The sequence below is a fragment of the Antarcticibacterium sp. 1MA-6-2 genome (assembly GCF_021535135.1).
Taxonomy (GTDB): Bacteria; Bacteroidota; Bacteroidia; order Flavobacteriales; family Flavobacteriaceae; genus Gillisia.
Genome location: NZ_CP091036.1, coordinates 1521300 through 1540663, shown reverse-complemented (window position 1 = coordinate 1540663; position 19364 = coordinate 1521300). Strand labels below are relative to the sequence as shown.

Annotated in this window: 15 protein-coding genes and 3 pseudogenes; 11 read left to right on the top strand and 7 right to left on the bottom strand. The window is 37.1% G+C overall.

Translation table 11 applies throughout. From position 1 onward, the window contains the following. Nucleotides 1-23: 23 nt before the first annotated feature. Nucleotides 24-888: pseudogene (locus LZ575_RS07775) on the bottom strand (SPFH domain-containing protein). A 121-nt stretch (nt 889-1009) separates the two neighbouring features. Between LZ575_RS07775 and LZ575_RS07770 the strand changes: the two are divergent. Next, nucleotides 1010-1792, top strand: coding sequence for a S1/P1 nuclease (locus tag LZ575_RS07770; protein ID WP_235330163.1), 783 nt, complete (start codon nt 1010-1012; stop codon nt 1790-1792). 60 nt (nt 1793-1852) lie between these two features. Here the strand turns inward: LZ575_RS07770 and LZ575_RS07765 are convergent, their stop codons facing one another. Together LZ575_RS07765 and LZ575_RS07760 are read right to left on the bottom strand one after the other, a co-directional pair. Further along, on the bottom strand, nt 1853-2458 hold the full coding sequence (locus LZ575_RS07765) for an alpha-ketoglutarate-dependent dioxygenase AlkB (RefSeq protein ID WP_235330162.1): 606 nt from the start codon (nt 2456-2458) through the stop codon (nt 1853-1855). A 3-nt stretch (nt 2459-2461) separates the two neighbouring features. Further along, nucleotides 2462-2815 carry a MauE/DoxX family redox-associated membrane protein gene (locus LZ575_RS07760; protein ID WP_235330161.1) on the bottom strand — a complete coding sequence of 118 codons (354 nt, stop codon included), beginning with the start codon at nt 2813-2815 and terminating at the stop codon, nt 2462-2464. A 194-nt stretch (nt 2816-3009) separates the two neighbouring features. Between LZ575_RS07760 and LZ575_RS07755 the strand changes: the two genes are divergently transcribed. The 3 genes from LZ575_RS07755 to LZ575_RS07745 are packed head-to-tail and all read left to right on the top strand — an operon-like array spanning nt 3010 to nt 5179. Beyond that, nucleotides 3010-3579, top strand: a complete 570-nt coding sequence (locus LZ575_RS07755) for a tetratricopeptide repeat protein (RefSeq protein ID WP_235330160.1) — start codon at nt 3010-3012, stop codon at nt 3577-3579. 43 nt (nt 3580-3622) lie between these two features. Beyond that, nucleotides 3623-4447, top strand: a complete 825-nt coding sequence (locus tag LZ575_RS07750) for a HAMP domain-containing sensor histidine kinase (RefSeq protein WP_235330159.1) — start codon at nt 3623-3625, stop codon at nt 4445-4447. Between the two features lie 30 nt (nt 4448-4477). Beyond that, entirely contained in the window at nt 4478-5179 is a 702-nt protein-coding gene (locus tag LZ575_RS07745) for a response regulator (protein WP_235330158.1), read from the top strand. Between the two features lie 3 nt (nt 5180-5182). Here LZ575_RS07745 and LZ575_RS07740 read toward each other — a convergent pair whose 3' ends face one another. Beyond that, entirely contained in the window at nt 5183-5962 is a 780-nt protein-coding gene (locus LZ575_RS07740; RefSeq protein WP_235330157.1) for a hypothetical protein, read from the bottom strand. A gap of 197 nt (nt 5963-6159) precedes the next feature. Beyond that, a pseudogene (gene htpG, locus LZ575_RS07735) lies at nt 6160-8046 on the bottom strand (molecular chaperone HtpG). 220 nt (nt 8047-8266) lie between these two features. Here htpG and LZ575_RS07730 point away from each other — a divergent pair. The 4 genes and pseudogenes from LZ575_RS07730 to LZ575_RS07715 all read left to right on the top strand — a co-directional run bounded on the left by LZ575_RS07730 (nt 8267) and on the right by LZ575_RS07715 (nt 12386). Further along, a complete protein-coding gene (locus LZ575_RS07730) occupies nt 8267-8944 on the top strand; it encodes a TetR family transcriptional regulator C-terminal domain-containing protein (RefSeq protein WP_235330156.1) in 678 nt (225 codons plus the stop codon). Nucleotides 8945-9016: 72 nt separating this feature from the next. Then, a pseudogene (locus LZ575_RS07725) lies at nt 9017-10325 on the top strand (ABC1 kinase family protein). 304 nt (nt 10326-10629) lie between these two features. Further along, the gene (locus LZ575_RS07720) at nt 10630-11175 is read left to right on the top strand and encodes a hypothetical protein (protein WP_235330155.1); all 546 of its coding nucleotides are present in this window, start codon (nt 10630-10632) and stop codon (nt 11173-11175) included. 200 nt (nt 11176-11375) lie between these two features. Beyond that, a complete protein-coding gene (locus tag LZ575_RS07715; protein ID WP_235330154.1) occupies nt 11376-12386 on the top strand; it encodes a 3-oxoacyl-ACP synthase III family protein in 1011 nt (336 codons plus the stop codon). Nucleotides 12387-12593: 207 nt separating this feature from the next. On the opposite strand, the gene LZ575_RS07710 is transcribed toward LZ575_RS07715, so the two are convergent. Next, nucleotides 12594-14858 carry an outer membrane beta-barrel protein gene (locus LZ575_RS07710; RefSeq protein ID WP_235330153.1) on the bottom strand — a complete coding sequence of 755 codons (2265 nt, stop codon included), beginning with the start codon at nt 14856-14858 and terminating at the stop codon, nt 12594-12596. Nucleotides 14859-15268: 410 nt separating this feature from the next. Between LZ575_RS07710 and LZ575_RS07705 the strand changes: the two genes are divergently transcribed. After that, complete coding sequence (locus LZ575_RS07705) at nt 15269-15631, top strand: CoA-binding protein (RefSeq protein WP_235330152.1); 363 nt, start codon at nt 15269-15271, stop codon at nt 15629-15631. Here the strand turns inward: LZ575_RS07705 and LZ575_RS07700 are convergent. Then, a complete protein-coding gene (locus LZ575_RS07700) occupies nt 15611-17047 on the bottom strand; it encodes a sodium:solute symporter (RefSeq protein WP_235330151.1) in 1437 nt (478 codons plus the stop codon). The two genes, LZ575_RS07705 and LZ575_RS07700, sit on opposite strands and share 21 nt — an antisense overlap. A gap of 95 nt (nt 17048-17142) precedes the next feature. Here LZ575_RS07700 and recR point away from each other — a divergent pair, with 95 nt between their 5' ends. Beyond that, nucleotides 17143-17760, top strand: coding sequence for a recombination mediator RecR (gene recR, locus LZ575_RS07695; protein ID WP_235330150.1), 618 nt, complete (start codon nt 17143-17145; stop codon nt 17758-17760). Between the two features lie 231 nt (nt 17761-17991). After that, on the top strand, nt 17992-19317 hold the full coding sequence (locus LZ575_RS07690; RefSeq protein ID WP_235330149.1) for a dihydrolipoamide acetyltransferase family protein: 1326 nt from the start codon (nt 17992-17994) through the stop codon (nt 19315-19317). Nucleotides 19318-19364 lie beyond the last annotated feature (47 nt).

Below are 19364 nucleotides of genomic sequence, written 5' to 3'. Positions count from 1 at the left end.
GCTTCTCTTTAAATACTCTCATATTAGTGGTGTAAAGTTCCTGCATTTACAATTGGAGAAGCATCTTTATCACTGCACAACACCACCATTAGGTTACTTACCATAGCGGCACGCCGCTCCTCGTCCAGGGAAACAATTTCCTTCCTGCTCAATTCTTCCAGAGCCATTTCAACCATACTCACTGCGCCCTCAACTATCTTATGCCGGGCAGCAACAATGGCAGTAGCTTGTTGCCTCTTAAGCATTGCACTTGCAATTTCATTTGCATAAGCCAAATATCCTATTCGTGCCTCCAGCACTTCAATTCCCGCAATATCGAGTCTTTCTGTAATTTCTTTTTCCAAAGCAAAACTCACTTCGTTCACGCTCGATCGCAGGGTAATATCTTCATCCAGGCCTTCGTCTGCAAAGTTATCGTAAGGATATAAACTGGCAAGTTTTCTTACAGCAGCATCAGTTTGTACTACCACAAAATTTTCAAAATTATCTACATCAAAAGAAGCTTTAAAAGTATCAAGCACCCGCCACACCAGAATAGTGCTTATCATAATAGGATTTCCCAATTTGTCATTTACTTTTAATCTTTCACTATCAAAATTCCTCGCCCTTAGAGAAATTTTATTTTTGGTGTATAATGGATTTACCCAAAACAACCCGTTGTTTTTCACTGTCCCTTTGTACTCTCCAAACAGGAGTAGAACCCTGGACTCATTTGGGTTTACAAGGATTAAACCAATACTCAAAAAGAGGGAGAGAACAATAAGCAGGAAAAACCAGGCATTCTTAAACATAATAAAACTAAGCAACACCTCCTACGAACAGAAGAAATATTACGAAAAGCATAAAATAGCCATTGGATGGAGTGATTGTTTTTTCTGGTGAGGCCATAATAAAAATTTAAGTTGATATTAAAATGATATTACGAATATATGGTTTTAAATATAACTCCACAACAAAAATTTTACAAATCGTTTTCATTTCGTTATCTATATTTGCCAAAAAATAAAACATGAAAAAACTACTTACAGTTGTCCTGGTCCTCATTACTGTACTTCCCGCCTTTTCTGCTGATGAAGACTGGGGACAAAACGGTCACAGGGCTACGGGGCAAATAGCTGAAGAAAACTTAACAAAAAAGGCTAAACAGGCGATTCAGAAAATACTGCAGGGAAAGAGCCTGGCAATTGTTTCAACTTTTGGCGATGAGATTAAAAGTGACTCCCGCTTTAAGGAATTCGGCCCCTGGCACTACGTTAATCTTCCGGCAGGTGAAACAAAATATTCAGAAGAGACTGCTGCTCCCGAAGGTGATCTTTTACTTGCGATTAAAAAATGTGTTGAAATACTTAAAGATAAATCTACTTCCAGGGAAGATGAGGAATTCTATCTAAAAATGCTGGTTCACTTTATAGGGGATCTTCACCAGCCACTTCATACAGGTAGAGGTGAGGATAAAGGTGGAAATGATATACAGGTAAGATGGTTTAATGACGGTACCAATCTTCACAGCGTATGGGACAGTAAAATGATAGAGTCTTACGACATGAGTTATTCTGAATTAGCTCAAAACAGGGAAGATCTTACCCCTTCAAAGAAGAAAGAAATTGCCGCCGGATCTTTTGATGACTGGATGTATGAATCAAAGGAATTAAGCAAAAAAGTGTACGAATCTGCCGAAATAGGAGAGAAGCTTAGCTACAGGTATATGTATGACTGGTTTCCGGTTGTGAGAGAGCAACTTCAAAAAGGGGGAATTAGGTTAGCAAAGGTTTTAAACGAGATATACGGATAATCAAAAGAACTATTCCATATAAAAAAGCTGCTCTTTGAGCGGCTTTTTTATATCACTTAATCAGAGGATTCTTCTGAAGGTAAGGTTGATCCTGGGGCTGACCTCCTTTTTCGTCTTCGGAATTTCATGTTTCCAAAAATGTTGGGTGCTGCCCTGCATTAGTAATAAACTACCGCTGCTCAATTCCAGTTCATATTTTTGATTTTTATCTGTTTTGTGCTTGAGTCTAAATTTCCTCAGGCTTCCAAGGCTAATCGAGGCAATTATTGGGTTTTCTCCCAGTTCTTTTTCATCATCAGAATGTAATCCCATACTGTCACTTCCGGTTCTGTACAGATTTGCAAGGCAATGGGAGAAGTGTTCCCCTGTTAATCTTTCAAGTTTTTGTTGGAGATCCTTTAATTCCGCAGGAAATTTTAGAGGGTTTAAGGTGAGACCTGAGTAGGTATATGGTTTTTCAGTCTCTGCATAAAGAGCAGTAAGACGGGGTTGCGGCAAAATTCTTCCAAAGATCTTTATCTGGTGCTGCTCCCAGTCCAGGGTTTTGAGTAAATGAGAATAAATGACTTGGGCTTCCTCTTGTGGAATGAAGTTTTCATAGTAAAATATTTCCGCATCTACTAGTGGAAGGGTTTTAACCTTACGTAAATTTTTGAAATTTGCCATCCTTTATAAATAAGAATAAACCCACCAAATTAGGAGAAATTGTAATGGAATGCGTAAAATTAATGCCCACAAAGGAAATCCGGCACCTGCTTTTTTTGAAGAAAGCATATAAAAGTGGACCAGGAGGAAGATTAGGAGCATTAATATAATGCCATAGATTGCAAGGTTCTTTGTTGGAGGATATAGCAGGCCTGCACCTAATGCTATTTCAGCTGCCCCACTTAAATAAACCAGGAATTTGTGATTTGGAAGGTAGCGCGGCATAATGCGCAGGTAAATCTTTGGTTTTATGAAATGCATGATCCCTGCAAGTATAAAAATGAGAGACAACAGGTATAAATGCCAGGAGTAGTTCATTGGTTAATTCAGTTTTTAAAGAGCTGCTTTATATATTTAAAATTACTACTCCGCCAGCAAATGGATTCCTTTACAAGGTGGGAATTCAAAATTTATTTGGTAATTGACTAAAATAGAGTAAATTGCCATCCCTATTTATGTAACATAATAAGTCCCCCTGCTTGAAACAAAACTACTATTTCTTATTTTGTTTATTGCTTTTTCCTACGCTACATTTTGCGCAGGACAGATCTGCCCTGATATCTCTTCAAAAAACTTCTGAAGAAAGTTTAATTAATTACGAGTATAAAGATGCTATAGAAGCTGCAATGCAGCTGCTGGATGAAGCAAAAAAATTTGATGATAATTACTTCCATTATCACGCTCACAAAGTTCTTGGCTCAAGTTACAATGATCTCAATGATACTTTAAGAGCGAAAAGGCACTATGAGCAGGCTCTTGAATATGCTCAAAAATCAGGGAATGATACTCTTATTCTGGGAGCTTACAATAACCTTGGGAATATTTATTCAGAAGATAAAAAGACTACTCAAAAAGGTATAGATTATTACAACCTGGTAATTAATCTTGCCACCAGGATGGATAACAAAGAGAATATTTTTACTCCAACTGTAAATATCGCCTGGACTTATATTGATAATAAACAATATGCAAAAGCCTGGCCTTATTTAAAGCGCTCCTGGGAAATGTATGAAGGCAGAAATGATTTTTACATCGAATCTCAACTCAACAATTTAACTAAGCAGATATTATCTTGGAATTAATAAACCAGATAAAGCAAGACCTTATTTTGAAAATGCTGTAAGAATGGTGGAAGAGGATTCCCTTATTTTACAGGCCTCTCATGTTTATGAGGAATATGCAAAACTATTATATTCTGAAGGAAATTTTGAAAATGCTTTTCTCGCTCTCCAAAAGTTTAATGACTTTAAAGACCAGATCTTTGAGCAGGAAAGAATGCGGCAAATTGAAGCTGCAAATGTTAAATTTGATGTAAGCGAATATCAAAAGAATCTGGCAATAGCAAAGAATGAGCAGTTGCTAAAGGATGAAATAATTGAACGTTCCAGTGAAAAAATGTTCATTATGGTACTTTCCTCAATTGTGCTGCTAATTATTCTCCTTGCGCTGGTTAAAATAAGTCTTTCCCGCAGAAAACTAATTTATGAACTTAGCGAAAAGAATAAAGAATTACTGGCAGCAAAGGAAGAGGCAGAAAGACTTTCAGTCCTAAAAACAAAGTTTTTTTCTACTGTAAGCCACGAATTACGTACTCCTTTATATGGCGTTATAGGTCTTACTTCTATTTTGCTTGAAGATAAAAGCCTCGTAAAACATGAAAACGATCTAAAATCTTTAAAATTTTCAGCAGATTATTTACTTGCTCTCATAAATGATGTTTTGCAGATGAATAAGATGGAATCCAATCTGGTAAAATTAGAAAATTTGCCGTTCCACCTGGGAGATTTAATGAGAAGCATTGTGAAGTCTTTTGAATTTACACGACTTCAGAATAAAAATGAAATACATCTACAAATAGATCCTGCAATAAACCCTTACCTCATAGGAGATCCTGTAAGATTATCACAAATTTTGATGAACCTCGTAGGAAATGCTATGAAATTCACATAAAGGGGAAATATATGGATTTCTTCATCTCTCTTGGAAAAAACTTCCACCACCTGCAGGATCAATTTTGAAGTAAAAGATGATGGTTTAGGAATTCCTGAGAGTAAACAGCAGATAATTTTTGAAGAGTTTTCCCAGTTGAAATCAGCAAATTATAATTACCAGGGGACGGGCTTGGGCCTACCTATTGTTAAAAAACTTCTCGTATTATTTAATTCGGAAATTAAACTCGAAAGTGCAGAGGATGAAGGCTCGGTTTTTAGTTTTGAAATAGAATTTGAAAAAGACCGTAAAGCGGCTCTACCAGTAGAAGGCGGCTTTGCTCTTAAAAATTCTTCAAACTATACCGATTCTGCCGAGGGAAAGACAATTTTAATAGTAGATGATAACAGGATCAACCAGGTAGTAACAAGGCGTATTTTGGAACAAAAAGGTTTCCAGTGTGACATTAGTGATAATGGATATGACGCTATTACAAAAGTAAAAACTAATTTCTACGACCTTATTCTTATGGATGTGAATATGCCGGAAATATCGGGACTGGAAGCAACAAGGCAAATTTGGGACTTTAATACCCGCGTACCAGTAGTCGCTCTAACTGCAGTAGAAATTGAGGAAATTAGAGAAGAAATTCTGGAGGCAGGAATGAACGATATTATTGTTAAGCCGTATGATACTTCTGTCTTCTACCAGGTGATTTATAAGAACATCTTTTCACAAGTACTTTCTGTATAAACTTTAATTGTTGAGTACTTTAGAATTTTGAGGCCTTTCAAAAATTTGATCTTCAGCATCTAAGAAACTTATGTTTGTAATAAGGGCTTCGCCTATTTCTTCTCCAAATCCATCTTCTTCACTCCAGTTATGGAATGTCCATCTCGTGGAAACAGGAATTCCTTCTTTTACTTCATAATTTCTGTAAATAATTGCCTGAGGATCATTTTGAGCCTGTAGTTTTTCCTTATTGAGGGTAACAGTATAGGCAGCAGCAAACAATAATCCAGTGTCTGCCTCCTGGTAAAGTATGTACCAATCATTAGGAGAATCTTCAATGTTTTGATCAACTGTCAAACGGGCTCTATAAAGAATATTTCCCATCATACTCTTTTGACCAAGTAGTTCCATTTCTGCCCCTCGATCATTTAATTTGAAAGGAAGAGCAAAAAAATATTGCCAGGCAAAAAGATCAAATCCTGCATCTTCTACTTCAACATCTGCCGGGCTTAAAAACACCTGCTCCCCATTAAATACAAGTATTGTCCCATCACTTTTATCCAATCTAATTTTTGAAGAATTGGTGAGGCTGGTTACTCTCGCTTTAAGTCTTTGTTGCCCATTAAAAATAAGCTCAATATCAAATGCTACAGCGTCTTTATTTTCCCAGGAAGATTTATTATGCATCGCCTGTATACTTTTTTTAAAGGATGCTGCTGCGTCCCCTGCAATAGCTTCTTCGTCCTGATTGTTCTTTTTGCAGCCTGTAAAGCAAATAAGGATAATAAGTACAATTCTCTTCATGTAAACCTGATCAAAGATTAATTTTGATCAAAAGCTAAGAACTTTCAGGCGATCCCATAAAAGTTTTAACAAGGATTTGTTAGATTAGGTTAATGCGAAAAAGGCTCAGGGCAGGTATTAAATATAAAAAACCGCTTCCTGTTATTTAACTGGAAGCGGTCAACTATTAGGTTCCTATCGGATGATTTTGCAGGAAGTTATTTTACCATTTCAAAACTTCTCTTAATAAAGGCTGTCAATTCTTCTCCTTTCAGCAGGTTTTGAGATAAACGAGCAAGATCTAAAGATTGTTTAATCAACCTTTCCTGTTTTTTTTCAGTCTTGATGTTTAATATTTCTGAAACTAAAGGATGGTTTGTATTTACTACCAGGTTGTACATCTCTGGCATATTACCCATTCCAAACATACCTCCACCTAGGTTTGCTGCATTTCTTTCATTCTTCTCATGAACTCCGGTTGGGTGATAATTAATGGAGCCGCATTGCTGTCCATAGCCTCAAGCTGAATACTGTAGTTTTCCTTCGGAACAACTTTTTCAAAATCTGCTTTTAGTTTTTCCTTTTCTTCGTCGGAAAGTTTAGAGATCTCCTGATCATCTTTCTTAATAAGATTATTTACGTGATCACTGTCTACACGTACGAACGAAAGTTTTTCTTTAGAACCTTCCAGCTTTTGAAGCAGATGTGACACAATTGGAGAATCCATTAAAAGAACTTCATAACCTTTGTCCTTTGCTGCTTCAATATAACTGTGCTGTTGATCTTTGTTTGAAGCATAAAGGACCACCATATTTCCATCTTTGTCTGTCTGGTTTTCTTTGATCTTTTCTTCTAATTCTTCAAAAGTGTAGTATTTATTATCAACAGTAGGGTATAAGGCAAATTTATCAGCTTTTTCAAAAAACTTATCCTCACTTAACATTCCATATTCAATGACAATTTTAATGTCGTTCCACTTCTTCTCAAAGTCTTCACGGTTGTTGTTGAACAAAGATTTCAGTTTATCAGCTACTTTTCTGGTGATATAGCTGGAAATCTTTTTAACTGCACCATCTGCCTGTAAGTATGAACGGGAAACGTTAAGAGGAATGTCCGGGGAATCGATTACCCCACGTAACATTGTCAGGAATTCCGGTACGATCCCTTCAACATTGTCTGTTACGAAAACCTGATTTTGATAAAGTTGAATTTTATCTTTTTGGATATTCATATCCTGTCCCATCTTTGGGAAATATAATATCCCTGTAAGGTTAAATGGATAGTCAACATTTAAATGGATATGGAAAAGCGGTTCCTCGAACTGCATAGGATACAGTTCACGGTAAAACTCTTTATAATCTTTATCCTCAAGATCTGTAGGTTGTTTAGTCCACGCAGGGTTAGGATTATTTATAATGTTATCAACAGTTTTCTTTTCGGGCTTTGCATCTTCAGGAGCGTCCTCAGGAAGAGGTAAAGTTTCCTCTTTAGTTCCAAACTTAATTGGGATTGGCATAAATTTGTTATACTTCACCAACAGTTCTCTTATCCTGCTTTCTTTCAAGAACTCTTTGTCCTCCTCGTTAATGTGAAGAATAACTTCTGTACCACGCTCTTTCTTATCGGCTTCTTCAAGAGTAAACTGGGTGGTTCCCTCGCAAATCCAATGAGCCGCTAGGTTCATCTTTGTATGATTTTGTAATGATCTCAACTTTATTGGCTACCATAAATGCCGAATAGAATCCCAGACCAAAATGGCCAATGATACCACTGTCTTTGGCAGAATCTTTATACTTTTCTAAAAATTCTTCAGCGCCGGAAAAAGCTACCTCATTAATGTATTTCTCTACTTCCTCCTTTGTCATTCCAATTCCCTGGTCAATCACGTGAAGCGTCTTTTTCTCTTTGTCAATCTTCACTTCAATTTTAGGATTGCCATATTCCACATCTGTCTCTCCAATAGAGGTGAGATGTTTCATTTTGAGGGTTGCATCTGTCGCATTAGATATTAATTCCCGTAAAAAGATTTCGTGATCGCTGTAGAGGAATTTCTTGATTAATGGAAAGATGTTCTCTACAGATACGTTGATGTTACTAGTTGCCATATATTACTTCTGTTTAATTAATGTATAGTTTGTCCATTACTATAGTCAAAAAAAATACCAAGCAACAACCGCTGACAAACTGACACGTGTAAGGTTTAATGGACTATGCCGTCAAATTGTAAACTCTTCACTGCAACTCAGTAAAAATTAACAAATATTTTGTTTAACGATTTACAATAATAATTAAACAAATATGTATCTTTGAAAAAGATAGAAAAATATGAAGACGGAAAATTTAACTACAGCAAAAGTTGGTGCAACAGAACAAATAACAGAGGATAATATTATTTCTCTATATATGGATTATGTTCTGGAAAATGGCCCACATCCTCAAAGCGTTTACAAGTTCTGTAAAGACAACGGAATTACAGAAGAACGATTTTATCAGTTTTTCGGAAGTTTTGAAGGGGTTCAAAAAACTATATGGAAAAGGTTCTATGATAATGCTTTTGAAGTAATTAACAGGACACCCGAATACGAGAGCTTTAATACCAGGGAAAAGTTGTTGACATTCTATTACACTTTTTTTGAAATACTAACGGCCAACAGGAGCTATGTACTTATTAATCTTTCACAAGGAACTGCGCCTCTTAAAAACCTGGAGCAGTTGAAAGGATTGAGAGTAAGGGTTAAAGATTATGCTTCAGAATTAGTGCGGGAAGACAATGAGAGATCAGCAAAATTTACGCGAAAATCTGAAACAGTTTTTTCAGAAGCTACCTGGCTTCAGCTTATGTTCCTGATCCGATTTTGGCTTAAAGATGATTCAGCACGGTTTGAAAGTACAGATGTTGCCATAGAAAAATCGGTAAATACAGTATTTGATATTTTTGATACTACCCCTCTTGATAGGGTTATAGATTTTGGAAAATTCCTTTGGAAGGAAAGGATGAGCTAGATCCCCCTGACTTAGGCCTCACGACCTTAGTTGGCCCTACACGCTAAATAGTGAGGCTTTATTAAAATAGAGATGAAAACAATAGATAAAATACCTACAGGAAAGCTTGGAAGAACCAGTAAAATGGTTCAAACGGGGGTGAAAGTAGGAGGAAATTATATAAAGTATTATAGTAAAAAAGCTTTTGACAAGAACCTTTCAAGGGAGGAACTCGATGAGAGTAACGCGACAGATATATATGATGGCTTAAAAAGCCTGAAAGGAAGTGCTTTAAAAGTGGCACAAATGCTTTCCATGGAAAAGAGCATTTTACCAACTGCTTATGTAAAGAAATTCTCACTTGCGCAGTTTAGTGTACTCCCCTTGTCTGCGCCACTTGTTAGAAAAACGTTCAGGAAATATAATGGTAAATACCCCGATGAATTGTTTGATACGTTTGCAACCGAATCGGTGAATGCGGCCAGTATAGGTCAGGTTCATCGTGCTACTAAAGATGGGAAGAAACTTGCTGTGAAAATCCAATATCCAGGTGTTGCAGATAGTATTAGTTCTGATCTGGCGATGGTTAAACCCATCGCCATCAGAATGTTCAATTTACAGGGAAAAGATTCAGAAAAATATTTTAAAGAAGTAGAAGGGAAGCTACTGGAGGAGACAAATTATATTTTAGAGGTAAAGCAGAGTCAGTATATTTCTAAAGCCTGTGCACATTTGCCAAATCTTAAGTTTCCCCGCTATTATGAAGAGTTGTCCAGTGAACGCATTATAACTATGGACTGGATGGAAGGCTAAGCACATAAGTGAATTTGCAAAAATTAATCAGGACCAGTTAAAAGCCAATAAAATTGGTCAGGCGCTTTGGGATTTTTATATGTATCAAATCCATCGGCTAAAAACTGTGCATGCAGATCCTCATCCCGGAAATTTTCTTATAGATGAGGATGATAACCTCATAGTTATTGATTTTGGTTGTATTAAAGAGGTTCCGGAAGATTTTTATGTTCCTTATTTTGAATTGGCCAGCCAGAAAAGCATAGACGATCCTGAATTTTTCAGACAAAAGTTATTTGAGCTTGAGATTCTTAGGAAAGATGACAGCGAAGAAGAGATAGAGTTTTTCACCACAATGTTTCACGAAATGCTCAGTCTGTTTACCAAACCTTTTCACTCAGAAAAATTTGATTTTGCTGATGCTTCTTTTTGGAACGGGATTACAGCTTTAGGTGAAAAGTACAGCAAAGATCAGGAACTTCGAAAGCTGAATGGGAACAGGGGAAGTAAACACTTCTTATATATAAACAGGACGTTCTTTGGCCTTTATAATCTTATGCACGATTTAGGAGCCAAAGTGACAATAGATAATTATAAGATTCATAATTAGGTTTTTTATTGGTTAGGTTGTTGGGAAAATCGTGGCTTATTAAGCGGCGCTTTTCCTTTTTAATTTTTTGCTTTTTATTAATTCTCTCCTAACACTTTTTCAGGATTTAGCCCCAAAACTGCTGTTATCTGTTAGTATTAAACTAAAAAACTCTCTTCAATGTTAATAATATTAAAGTGCTTTATATCAGTAAGTTAATGCTGTAGTTTTGAGTAAGATAAAAGGTTAGATAAAAGATTCCGAAGGAATAGATGAAAGGGAGAATTTACTGGCCGAAAGGAATGTTTAACTAAAACTGAATATTATGAAAACTATTAATGCTAAACTATTAGTACTCTTTTTGTTTGTGTCTTCTGTGACATACGCCCAGGTAGATTACAATGATTACGACGCCAACAGAGATGGAGGAATTGATCAAACTGAATTTAATGAAGGATATCAAAACGGTATGTCTGACTGGGATGCAGACGGTGATGACTATATTTCTGATCGTGAATTTTATGATGCAAACTTTAATCGGTTTGACAGAGACAGAGATAACAATTTAACCCAGGATGAATGGAATGAAGGTTATAATAGTATCTACAGTGCATACTTGAGTACTAATGACTATGATACTTATGATGCAGATAGAGATAAAAACATCTCTAATGATGAATTTTATAATACTATGAGATCGACAGATTACTATTCTAACTTCGATGCCAACCGTGATAACAAAGTTGACAGGACTGAATTAGGTGAGGGTGTCTTTAACGAGGCAGACCAAAACCAGGATGGTATTCTTGATGAAAATGAGTATAATGGATTCAATTCTTCTTATAATATAGATGACGAAGGGAGACAGTAGTAAAATTTCCTTACGAAAAGGCGAAACCCCGTAAAGCGGGGTTTTTCTATGTTCGGTTTTAAAATTATTTTTAGACTCCTGATCTGTGCTTAATGATTAACAAGTAACAGGATGTTAATGTTTATTATATTGCGGGGCAAAAAAATATTTAATTGTTTAAATTTAAGAGAAATAAATTTTAATTACCTAATTAATAACAAATGTATCAGTCAAAAATTGCCGGATTAGGAAGTTATGTTCCCGAGAATGTGGTAACTAATGAGGACCTTTCCCAAATTATGGATACCAATGACGCCTGGATTCAGGAAAGAACAGGTATTAAGGAGAGAAGGCATATTAAAAAAGGAGATGGAAATTCCACGGCAACAATGGGAGTAAAGGCTGCCAAAATTGCTTTGGAAAGAGCTAAAATTTCCAAGGATGATATTGATTTTATCGTATTTGCTACTCTGAGCCCCGATTATTATTTCCCGGGCTGTGGAGTTCAGGTTCAGGAAATGCTGGATATTCACACCTGTCCCGCCCTGGATGTGCGCAACCAGTGCAGTGGATTTATATACGCCCTTTCTGTTGCAGATCAATTTATTAAAACCGGGATGTACAGGAATATTCTGGTAATTGGAAGTGAGAATCACAGTGGTGGCTTAGATTTTACTACCCGGGGAAGGTCAGTTTCGGTAATATTTGGAGACGGTGCAGGGGCTGCTGTGGTTACCCGTAGCGATCATAACGGGCAGGGAATCCTTTCTACACACTTACATTCAGAAGGAAAACATGCTCTGGAATTATCACTTAAAGGGCCAAGTACAATGCATTGGATTCCGGAAATCATTGCGGAAAATCCCCAGGGAGATGATATTCCATACTACCCCTATATGAATGGCCAGTTTGTTTTTAAAAATGCCATTCAAAGATTTTCAGAGGTTATTAATGAAGGGCTTGAAGCCAATGGACTCGAGGTGGGGGATATTGATATGTTGATTCCGCACCAGGCAAACTTAAGGATCTCTCAGTTCATTCAACAAAAGATGAAGCTAAGTGATGATAAAGTTTACAATAACATTCAGAAATACGGAAATACTACAGCTGCGTCTATTCCTATTGCTTTGACAGAAGCCTGGGAAGATGGGAAAATTAAAGAAGGAGATACTATCGTACTTGCCGCCTTCGGTAGTGGATTTACCTGGGCTAGTGCCATTATGAAGTGGTAAAGCAGATAATTGATAACAAAAAATATTTAGGAGTAAATAAATTAAAAAAACCCGCTCTTCAATTGAAGTAGCGGGTTTTTCAGCTAACCACATTAACAAAAACTAATTAAAAATCTTAAAATAATCCGCCACCCTGGGCCTCATTACTGTCGCGGTTTTTACGTCTAAGCGCGCTATTTTTACCACCGCCGAATCTATAGGCGAAACCTAAGAATACTGTTCTGGATTCTCCCTGGAACCTTCCTTCCTGAGGTACAGCCTGCCGTTTATAAACCTGAACCTTTGGCTATTTAAAACATCATTGAAATTTAGACTTAGAGTACCTTTATTGTCTAATATTGAATACCTGGCTCCTGCGTTCACAAAGTAAAAAGGAAGCATATCCATTTGAAGGGTTTGGTTTTCTCCGCGGTATAAACCGAAAAGCTGAAATGTCAACTTATCTGTTGCTTTAAAACTGTGATTGGAACGGAAAGTAAATGCAGTATTATCCATTTCTAAAAATTCTGTTCCAACTACTCCTTTTAATTGCTGGCTGTAGACTTCAAAAGTGGAATTGGTGCTCCACCATTTTGTAAATTTATAATTTGCCGATACTTCAAGGCCATAAGAATTATTGTCCTCAAAATTGTCAAACATAAGAATAAGCGATCCCTCTTCCTCCGGGTTTTCAATAATAACCTGGTTAATCTCATCACTTATATTTCTAAAAAAAACACCCGCTGTAATACTTCCTTTCTCTGTAAGATTTCGCGTGTAATTGAATTCAACTGAATTTGTAAATTGAGGTTCCAGAGAAGGATTTCCTAAAATGGTCAATCTTGGAGTACTAACTTCTCTTATTGGACTCACCTGCTGAAATCCGGGACGGTCTACTCTTCGGCTATAGCTTAACTGGTACGTATTTTTTTGGTTTGGAGTAAAATTCAGAAATCCTGAAGGGTAGATATTAAAATACTCATCTTCAAATATTTTCTCGTTGTTATATACAGCATCTACAGTAAAATTTTCCAGCCTTGCACCCAGTTGATAAGACCATTTTTCAAAATTTTGACCAAAAGTGGTATAGAAAGAGTAGATGTCCCGGGTGTACTGGTATTCTGCATCATTTAAAAATTCACTGTTAGTGATATAAGAATTATCAGTATCCAAAAGTCGTGCTTCAGCCCCTATTTCAAGTTTTCCCTTTTCTCCAATTGGATTGGTATAATCAAGGTTGGTAGTAAGATCTTCCCTTTTTTCCTTTACAAAGTCGGTATAGGGAGCTAGTCCTCCTGTGTTTCCGGTAAAGCTAAACCTGGAATTTTCCTCTTCATCAAAATCGTTATAATTGACTTCTAACTGGATCTTGTGATCTTTATCGTCAAATTTATGGTCATACACGAAATTGTATGCAGAGTTCAAATTTTCAACATAAAAATCAAGGACCTGGCTGAGGTTTTGTTCAGGAGTGTCATTGTATATAAGTCGAAAGATACCTTCCGGACCACCTTCAAAAAAATTCTGATTGGTATAGAAGGAGATGGTGTTCCTGTCATTAAGATATAGGTCCATGCCTACTTTTCCAAGGTAAGATTGTCGGGATTGAAGTAGATTAAAGGCCTGCAAAAAATCTTCTTCAGGATTATAAATTCTTCCTTCATTAAAATTTTCTCCACCGTTTGCTCCAAAACTTCCGAAGAAATTTACTTTTCCTTTCCTGTAGTTCATATCAAGCGAGCCATTGTAACGGGTATTTTCGCCTTGAGTAACTCCAAGGTTTACATTACCGTTGAAGCCATCGTTGGCATTCTTGTGAAGAACTATATTAATGATCCCACTCATACCTTCAGGATTGTATTTTGCTGAAGGATTTGTGATGAGTTCAATGCTTTTTATAGAAGTAGAAGGGATTTGCTTTAATAATTGTGCAGGATCCATATTTGTAGGTTTCCCGTCAACGAGAATACGAACGTTGGAATTTCCTCTCATAGCAATATTACCATCCTGATCTACACTTACAGAAGGTACATTATTCATAATGTCTGATGCTGTAGCACTTGTAGTAGTTAGATCTTTTCCCACATTGATCACTTTCCTGTCAATACGCTGCTCAATAGTAGATCGTTCAGCGACAACAGTAACATCATCAAGCATAGCAATATCCGGTTCCAGAGAAATTACTCCTATATCTACTGTACTTCGATCGCTGGAAATGCTTATTTCCCGATCATAAGATTTGTAACCTATAAATTGAACCTTGAAGAGATAATCCCCTGCTTCAAGCTTATCTATAGTAAAGGTGCCGTCTTCACTGGTGGTATTTCCTGATATAAAATTTCCTTCCTTATCATTAACAATAATAGTGGCATATGGAATGGGCTCTTTTAATTCACTGTCTATTACCTGGCCTGAAATTTTTCCAATGGGTTCGTTTGCTGCAAAGTTTATCGCAGTAGTTAAAATGGTGATGATAAATAAAAACTGTTTCATTTTTTGATTGATTTGATGATGTTAAATAATGATGGTCTTGAGGATTTTTAATTTTTCATACTACACGTTTATACTGATGAGGTTATAAATGATACTTTGTTATACATAATAGAAAAACAAACTTCTCCAAAAAATTAGGTCCCTTTATAAATAAGACGATTGGAATTTTTATTTGTTACAGATTTTTCAAAAAAAATAAAGTCCACGCCTAAAAACAGCGTGGACTTCCAAAAAATCACCGGAGCGAATGTTCACCATCAATAACACTTCCCCAATGATCCTTTTAAAAGGCTGCCTTTACCCTATAGACCGAAAAAAGTAAAACTTGTTACACTTGGATGTAAATATTAACTTTGCATCGGGTTAGCCATTAATATTAATGAACCTGGCCTGAAAGGAAAAAATGAAGTATGGAAAAGAAAACACTGGTATTGGGAGCCTCCTTAAATCCCTCTAGATATTCAAATATTGCTATTAAAAGATTGTCTTCCTACAAACAACCCACAGTGGCAGTTGGACTAAAAAAAGGCGAAGTGTCCGGCGTGGCAATAACAAATGAGCAGCAAGATTTTGATGATGTGCATACTGTCACATTGTACCTGAATCCACAAAGACAAAAAGAGTACTACGATTACATTCTTTCTCTTCAGCCGGAACGGGTGATCTTTAATCCGGGTACAGAAAATCCGGAACTTTACGATCTTCTCAGGAAAAACAATATTGAAATAGAAGTTGCCTGTACGCTGGTAATGCTATCGACGAATCAATATTAATCCAAGGAAAGTAAGGAATCCGTTAAGGATCAATACAAAAAATCCAAATTCAAACCCAAACCACTGCAGGCTGTTTATGCTTATAAGGTAGGTTAAGACAGGAGAAGCAACAGCTATCCAGGGTACTAATTTGTCCTTTACCTGCCATTTGGTAAAGAGGCCGAATGCATAAAGAGCCAGGAGAGGCCCGTACGTATAGCCTGCAAATTCAAATAACTTGTTGATCACGCTTTTATCAGCAATTGCATATTTGAAGATTAGCATCACGATAATGAGTACGAGAGAAACACCAATGTGAATTTGTTTTCTTATTCTCACCTGCTTTTTCTCATCATATCTCTTTTCAATATCCAGGATATCAATACTAAAAGAAGTCGTCAAAGCAGTCAAAGCACTATCTGCACTGGAATAAGCCGCGGCTATTAACCCAAGGACAAATAAAATTGCTACTCCCACCCCCAGCTCTCCACTGGTCGCAATTGCAGGGAAGAGATCATCCTTTCTTTCAGTGATCCCAATAACTTCAGCATAATCTGTAAGTAATACTCCCAGGGCAAGAAATAGGAAATTTGCTATAGTAAGAATTATGGTAAACCAGAACATATTCTTTTGAGCATCTTTTAGATTTCTGCAGGTGAGGTTTTTCTGCATCATATCCTGGTCCAATCCTGTCATTACAATAGCTATAAATGCTCCTGAAATGAATTGCTTAAAAAAGAAATCCCTGCTCTTCCAGTCGTCAAAGAAGAACATTTTGGACATTTCACTTTCACCTAAGTAACCAAAGAAGTTGGAAAAGGAGATGCCAAGGTCTTCAGAAATAATGACCATTGTGGCTCCTAGTGCGATAAGCATAAACAGCGTTTGCAGAGTGTCGGTCCATACTATTGTATGAATCCCGCTTTTAAATGTGTATAACCAGATGAGTAAGATCGTGATGGTCACCGTAAGATAGAACGGAACGCCCATAGCATCAAAAATGATGAGTTGCAGGACATTAGCAACCAAAAAAAGCCGGAATGCCGAACCCACAATCCTCGACAGAATAAAAAAGGAAGCTCCTGTTTTATAGGAATAATTACCAAATCGTGTGTCTAAGTAGGTGTATATGGAGGTAAGGTTAAGCCTGTAATAGAGCGGCAGCAGTACCAGCCCGATAACTGCATAACCCACAGTATATCCTAAAACCACCTGGAAATAACTAAAACCCTGTTCGGCAACCGTACCGGGTATGGAAATAAAGGTAACTCCACTAAGAGAAGCCCCAATCATTCCAAAAGCTACCAGGTACCATGGAGACTGCCTGTTTGCCTTAAAGAATTCCTCATTTGATCCACCTTTATTAGTTAAAACTGAAATTAAAATTAGAACACCGAAATATCCGGCGATAAGAAGAAGTATCTGATAAGGCTGCATATAGGAATTGTTGATATGTAGCGAAATTACAAATAACCTGTAAACTTCATTCTTTTCTTACTAAAATCCTTTCTCAAAATCCTTAAATTCGCAGTATGGATTTTTCTTCAAAATTACTGGAGCAGGCGGTCGCAGAAATGTCTCAGTTACCGGGAGTTGGAAAACGCACGGCTCTAAGGCTGGTATTACACCTGTTGAGACAACCGGAGGCGCAGACCCAACAGCTTACAGAAGCCCTTTCCCGATTGAGGAAGGATATTAAGCTATGTAAGAACTGCCACAACATCAGTGATACAGAGGTTTGTGATATTTGTGCTAATCCTAACAGAATAAGAGAAATAGTTTGTGTGGTTGAAGATATAAGAGACGTCATGGCTATAGAGAACACATCTCAGTACAGGGGTTTGTACCACGTCCTGGGAGGAAAAATTAGTCCCATGGATGGGATTGGACCGTCGCAACTCAACATAAGATCTCTTGTAGAGAAGGTGAAACAGGGCGAGATCGAAGAAATTATTTTTGCCCTTAGTAGTACCCTGGAAGGTGACACAACTAACTTTTATATATTTAAACAACTGGAAGGGGTGAAGGTAAAAACATCAACAATAGCACGTGGAATCTCTGTAGGCGATGAGCTGGAGTATGCAGATGAAGTGACGTTGGGCAGGAGTATTACCAATAGAGTTCCATTTGAAAATTCTCTGAAGAATTAAAACCTATTTCTTAAATGGTAGATTTAAGCGCAATTATTCCCGGACTTTTCTGAAACCGCTTTTGACTTTTCGTTTTGAGAGTTTGAAGTCGTAAATTTACCGGGAGAGCTTCACTTTTAGAGCCTGTAGTAAGTCATCTAAATATTTTTTATTGAATATTTAATATTTCTACAGCTGGAAATTAAGTAATTTCGCAATTATAACGATTGAAAACATCTTTGAAATAACAATATGGCAAAGTTTGAACTAAAATTGCCCAAAATGGGTGAAAGTGTTGCAGAAGCAACCATTACAAATTGGTTAAAAGAAGTGGGCGATACCATTGAAGCTGACGAAGCTGTACTGGAAATCGCTACCGATAAAGTTGACAGTGATGTTCCAAGTGAAGTAGATGGAAAGTTAATTGAAAAACTTTTTGAAGCCGATGATGTGGTACAGGTAGGACAAACCATTGCTATTATAGAGATTGAAAGTGATGGCGGGGGAGATGATAGGCAAGAGGATGAACCTCAGGAAGCTATGGTAAAAGAAGTGGAGGAAACTGTAAGTGCGGCACAAAAAGGTGTTGAAGCACCAGCGGCTTCTTCAACTCAGGATTTTTCAGAATCGGATAGATTTTATTCACCCCTGGTTAAAAATATTGCGAAACAGGAAGGAATTTCCTTAGAAGAACTTGAGCAAATTGAGGGATCGGGCAAAGATGGCAGGGTGACCAAAAATGATATTCTTGGATATATTGAAAATCGGGGAGAGGGCTCTGCAAAATCTCAATCTCAAGGGCAAAGCATAGATACAGCAAGATTAGAGCCCGCAGTTAAAAATCAACCTGCTCCGGTAAGTGTCAACGGCGAAGACGAGATCATTGAAATGAGTCGTATGGGTAAAATGATTGCCCATCACATGGTTGACAGTGTACAAACTTCTGCACACGTTCAATCTTTTATTGAGGTAGACGTTACCAATATTTGGAACTGGAGACAAAAGAACAAAACTGTCTTTGAGAAAAGAGAAGGTGAGAAATTGACCTTTACTCCCATTTTTATGGAGGCCGTTGCAAAAGCAATCAAAGATTTTCCCCTTATTAATATTTCTGTTAATGGAGATAAGATTATAAAAAGAAAAAATATTAACCTGGGAATGGCTGCAGCTTTGCCGGATGGCAATCTCATTGTTCCTGTTATAAAAAATGCTGACAGATTAAATCTTGTAGGATTGGCAAAAGAAGTCAATGACCTCGCAAATCGCGCAAGAATGAATAAACTAAAACCAGATGATATACAGGGAGGAACTTATACCGTCACTAATGTTGGTACTTTTGGAAGCGTAATGGGCACACCTATTATAAATCAGCCACAGGTAGCTATCCTTGCTCTGGGGGCGATACGAAAAGTGCCTGCCGTGATAGAAACCCCGGAAGGGGATTTTATTGGGATTCGCCACAAGATGTTTTTATCTCATAGTTATGATCACCGGGTAGTAAATGGAGCTCTTGGAGGGCAATTTGTACAAAGGGTCGCACAATACCTTGAACAGTTTGATGTGGATCGAACAGTTTAAGCAACAATAATGTAATTTTCAAAAGCCGGATCAATTTTATTGGTTCG

Excerpts from the sequence above, each read along its gene's own strand:
- LZ575_RS07770 (WP_235330163.1), top strand. The coding sequence starts at position 1,010 with ATGAAAAAACTACTTACAGTTGTCCTGGTCCTCATTACTGTACTTCCC.
- LZ575_RS07765 (WP_235330162.1), bottom strand. The coding sequence starts at position 2,458 with ATGGCAAATTTCAAAAATTTACGTAAGGTTAAAACCCTTCCACTAGTA.
- LZ575_RS07760 (WP_235330161.1), bottom strand. The coding sequence starts at position 2,815 with ATGAACTACTCCTGGCATTTATACCTGTTGTCTCTCATTTTTATACTT.
- LZ575_RS07750 (WP_235330159.1), top strand. The coding sequence starts at position 3,623 with ATGGTGGAAGAGGATTCCCTTATTTTACAGGCCTCTCATGTTTATGAG.
- LZ575_RS07740 (WP_235330157.1), bottom strand. The coding sequence starts at position 5,962 with ATGAAGAGAATTGTACTTATTATCCTTATTTGCTTTACAGGCTGCAAA.
- LZ575_RS07730 (WP_235330156.1), top strand. The coding sequence starts at position 8,267 with ATGAAGACGGAAAATTTAACTACAGCAAAAGTTGGTGCAACAGAACAA.
- LZ575_RS07720 (WP_235330155.1), top strand. The coding sequence starts at position 10,630 with ATGAAAACTATTAATGCTAAACTATTAGTACTCTTTTTGTTTGTGTCT.
- LZ575_RS07715 (WP_235330154.1), top strand. The coding sequence starts at position 11,376 with ATGTATCAGTCAAAAATTGCCGGATTAGGAAGTTATGTTCCCGAGAAT.
- LZ575_RS07710 (WP_235330153.1), bottom strand. The coding sequence starts at position 14,858 with ATGAAACAGTTTTTATTTATCATCACCATTTTAACTACTGCGATAAAC.
- LZ575_RS07705 (WP_235330152.1), top strand. The coding sequence starts at position 15,269 with ATGGAAAAGAAAACACTGGTATTGGGAGCCTCCTTAAATCCCTCTAGA.
- LZ575_RS07700 (WP_235330151.1), bottom strand. The coding sequence starts at position 17,047 with ATGCAGCCTTATCAGATACTTCTTCTTATCGCCGGATATTTCGGTGTT.
- recR (WP_235330150.1), top strand. The coding sequence starts at position 17,143 with ATGGATTTTTCTTCAAAATTACTGGAGCAGGCGGTCGCAGAAATGTCT.
- LZ575_RS07690 (WP_235330149.1), top strand. The coding sequence starts at position 17,992 with ATGGCAAAGTTTGAACTAAAATTGCCCAAAATGGGTGAAAGTGTTGCA.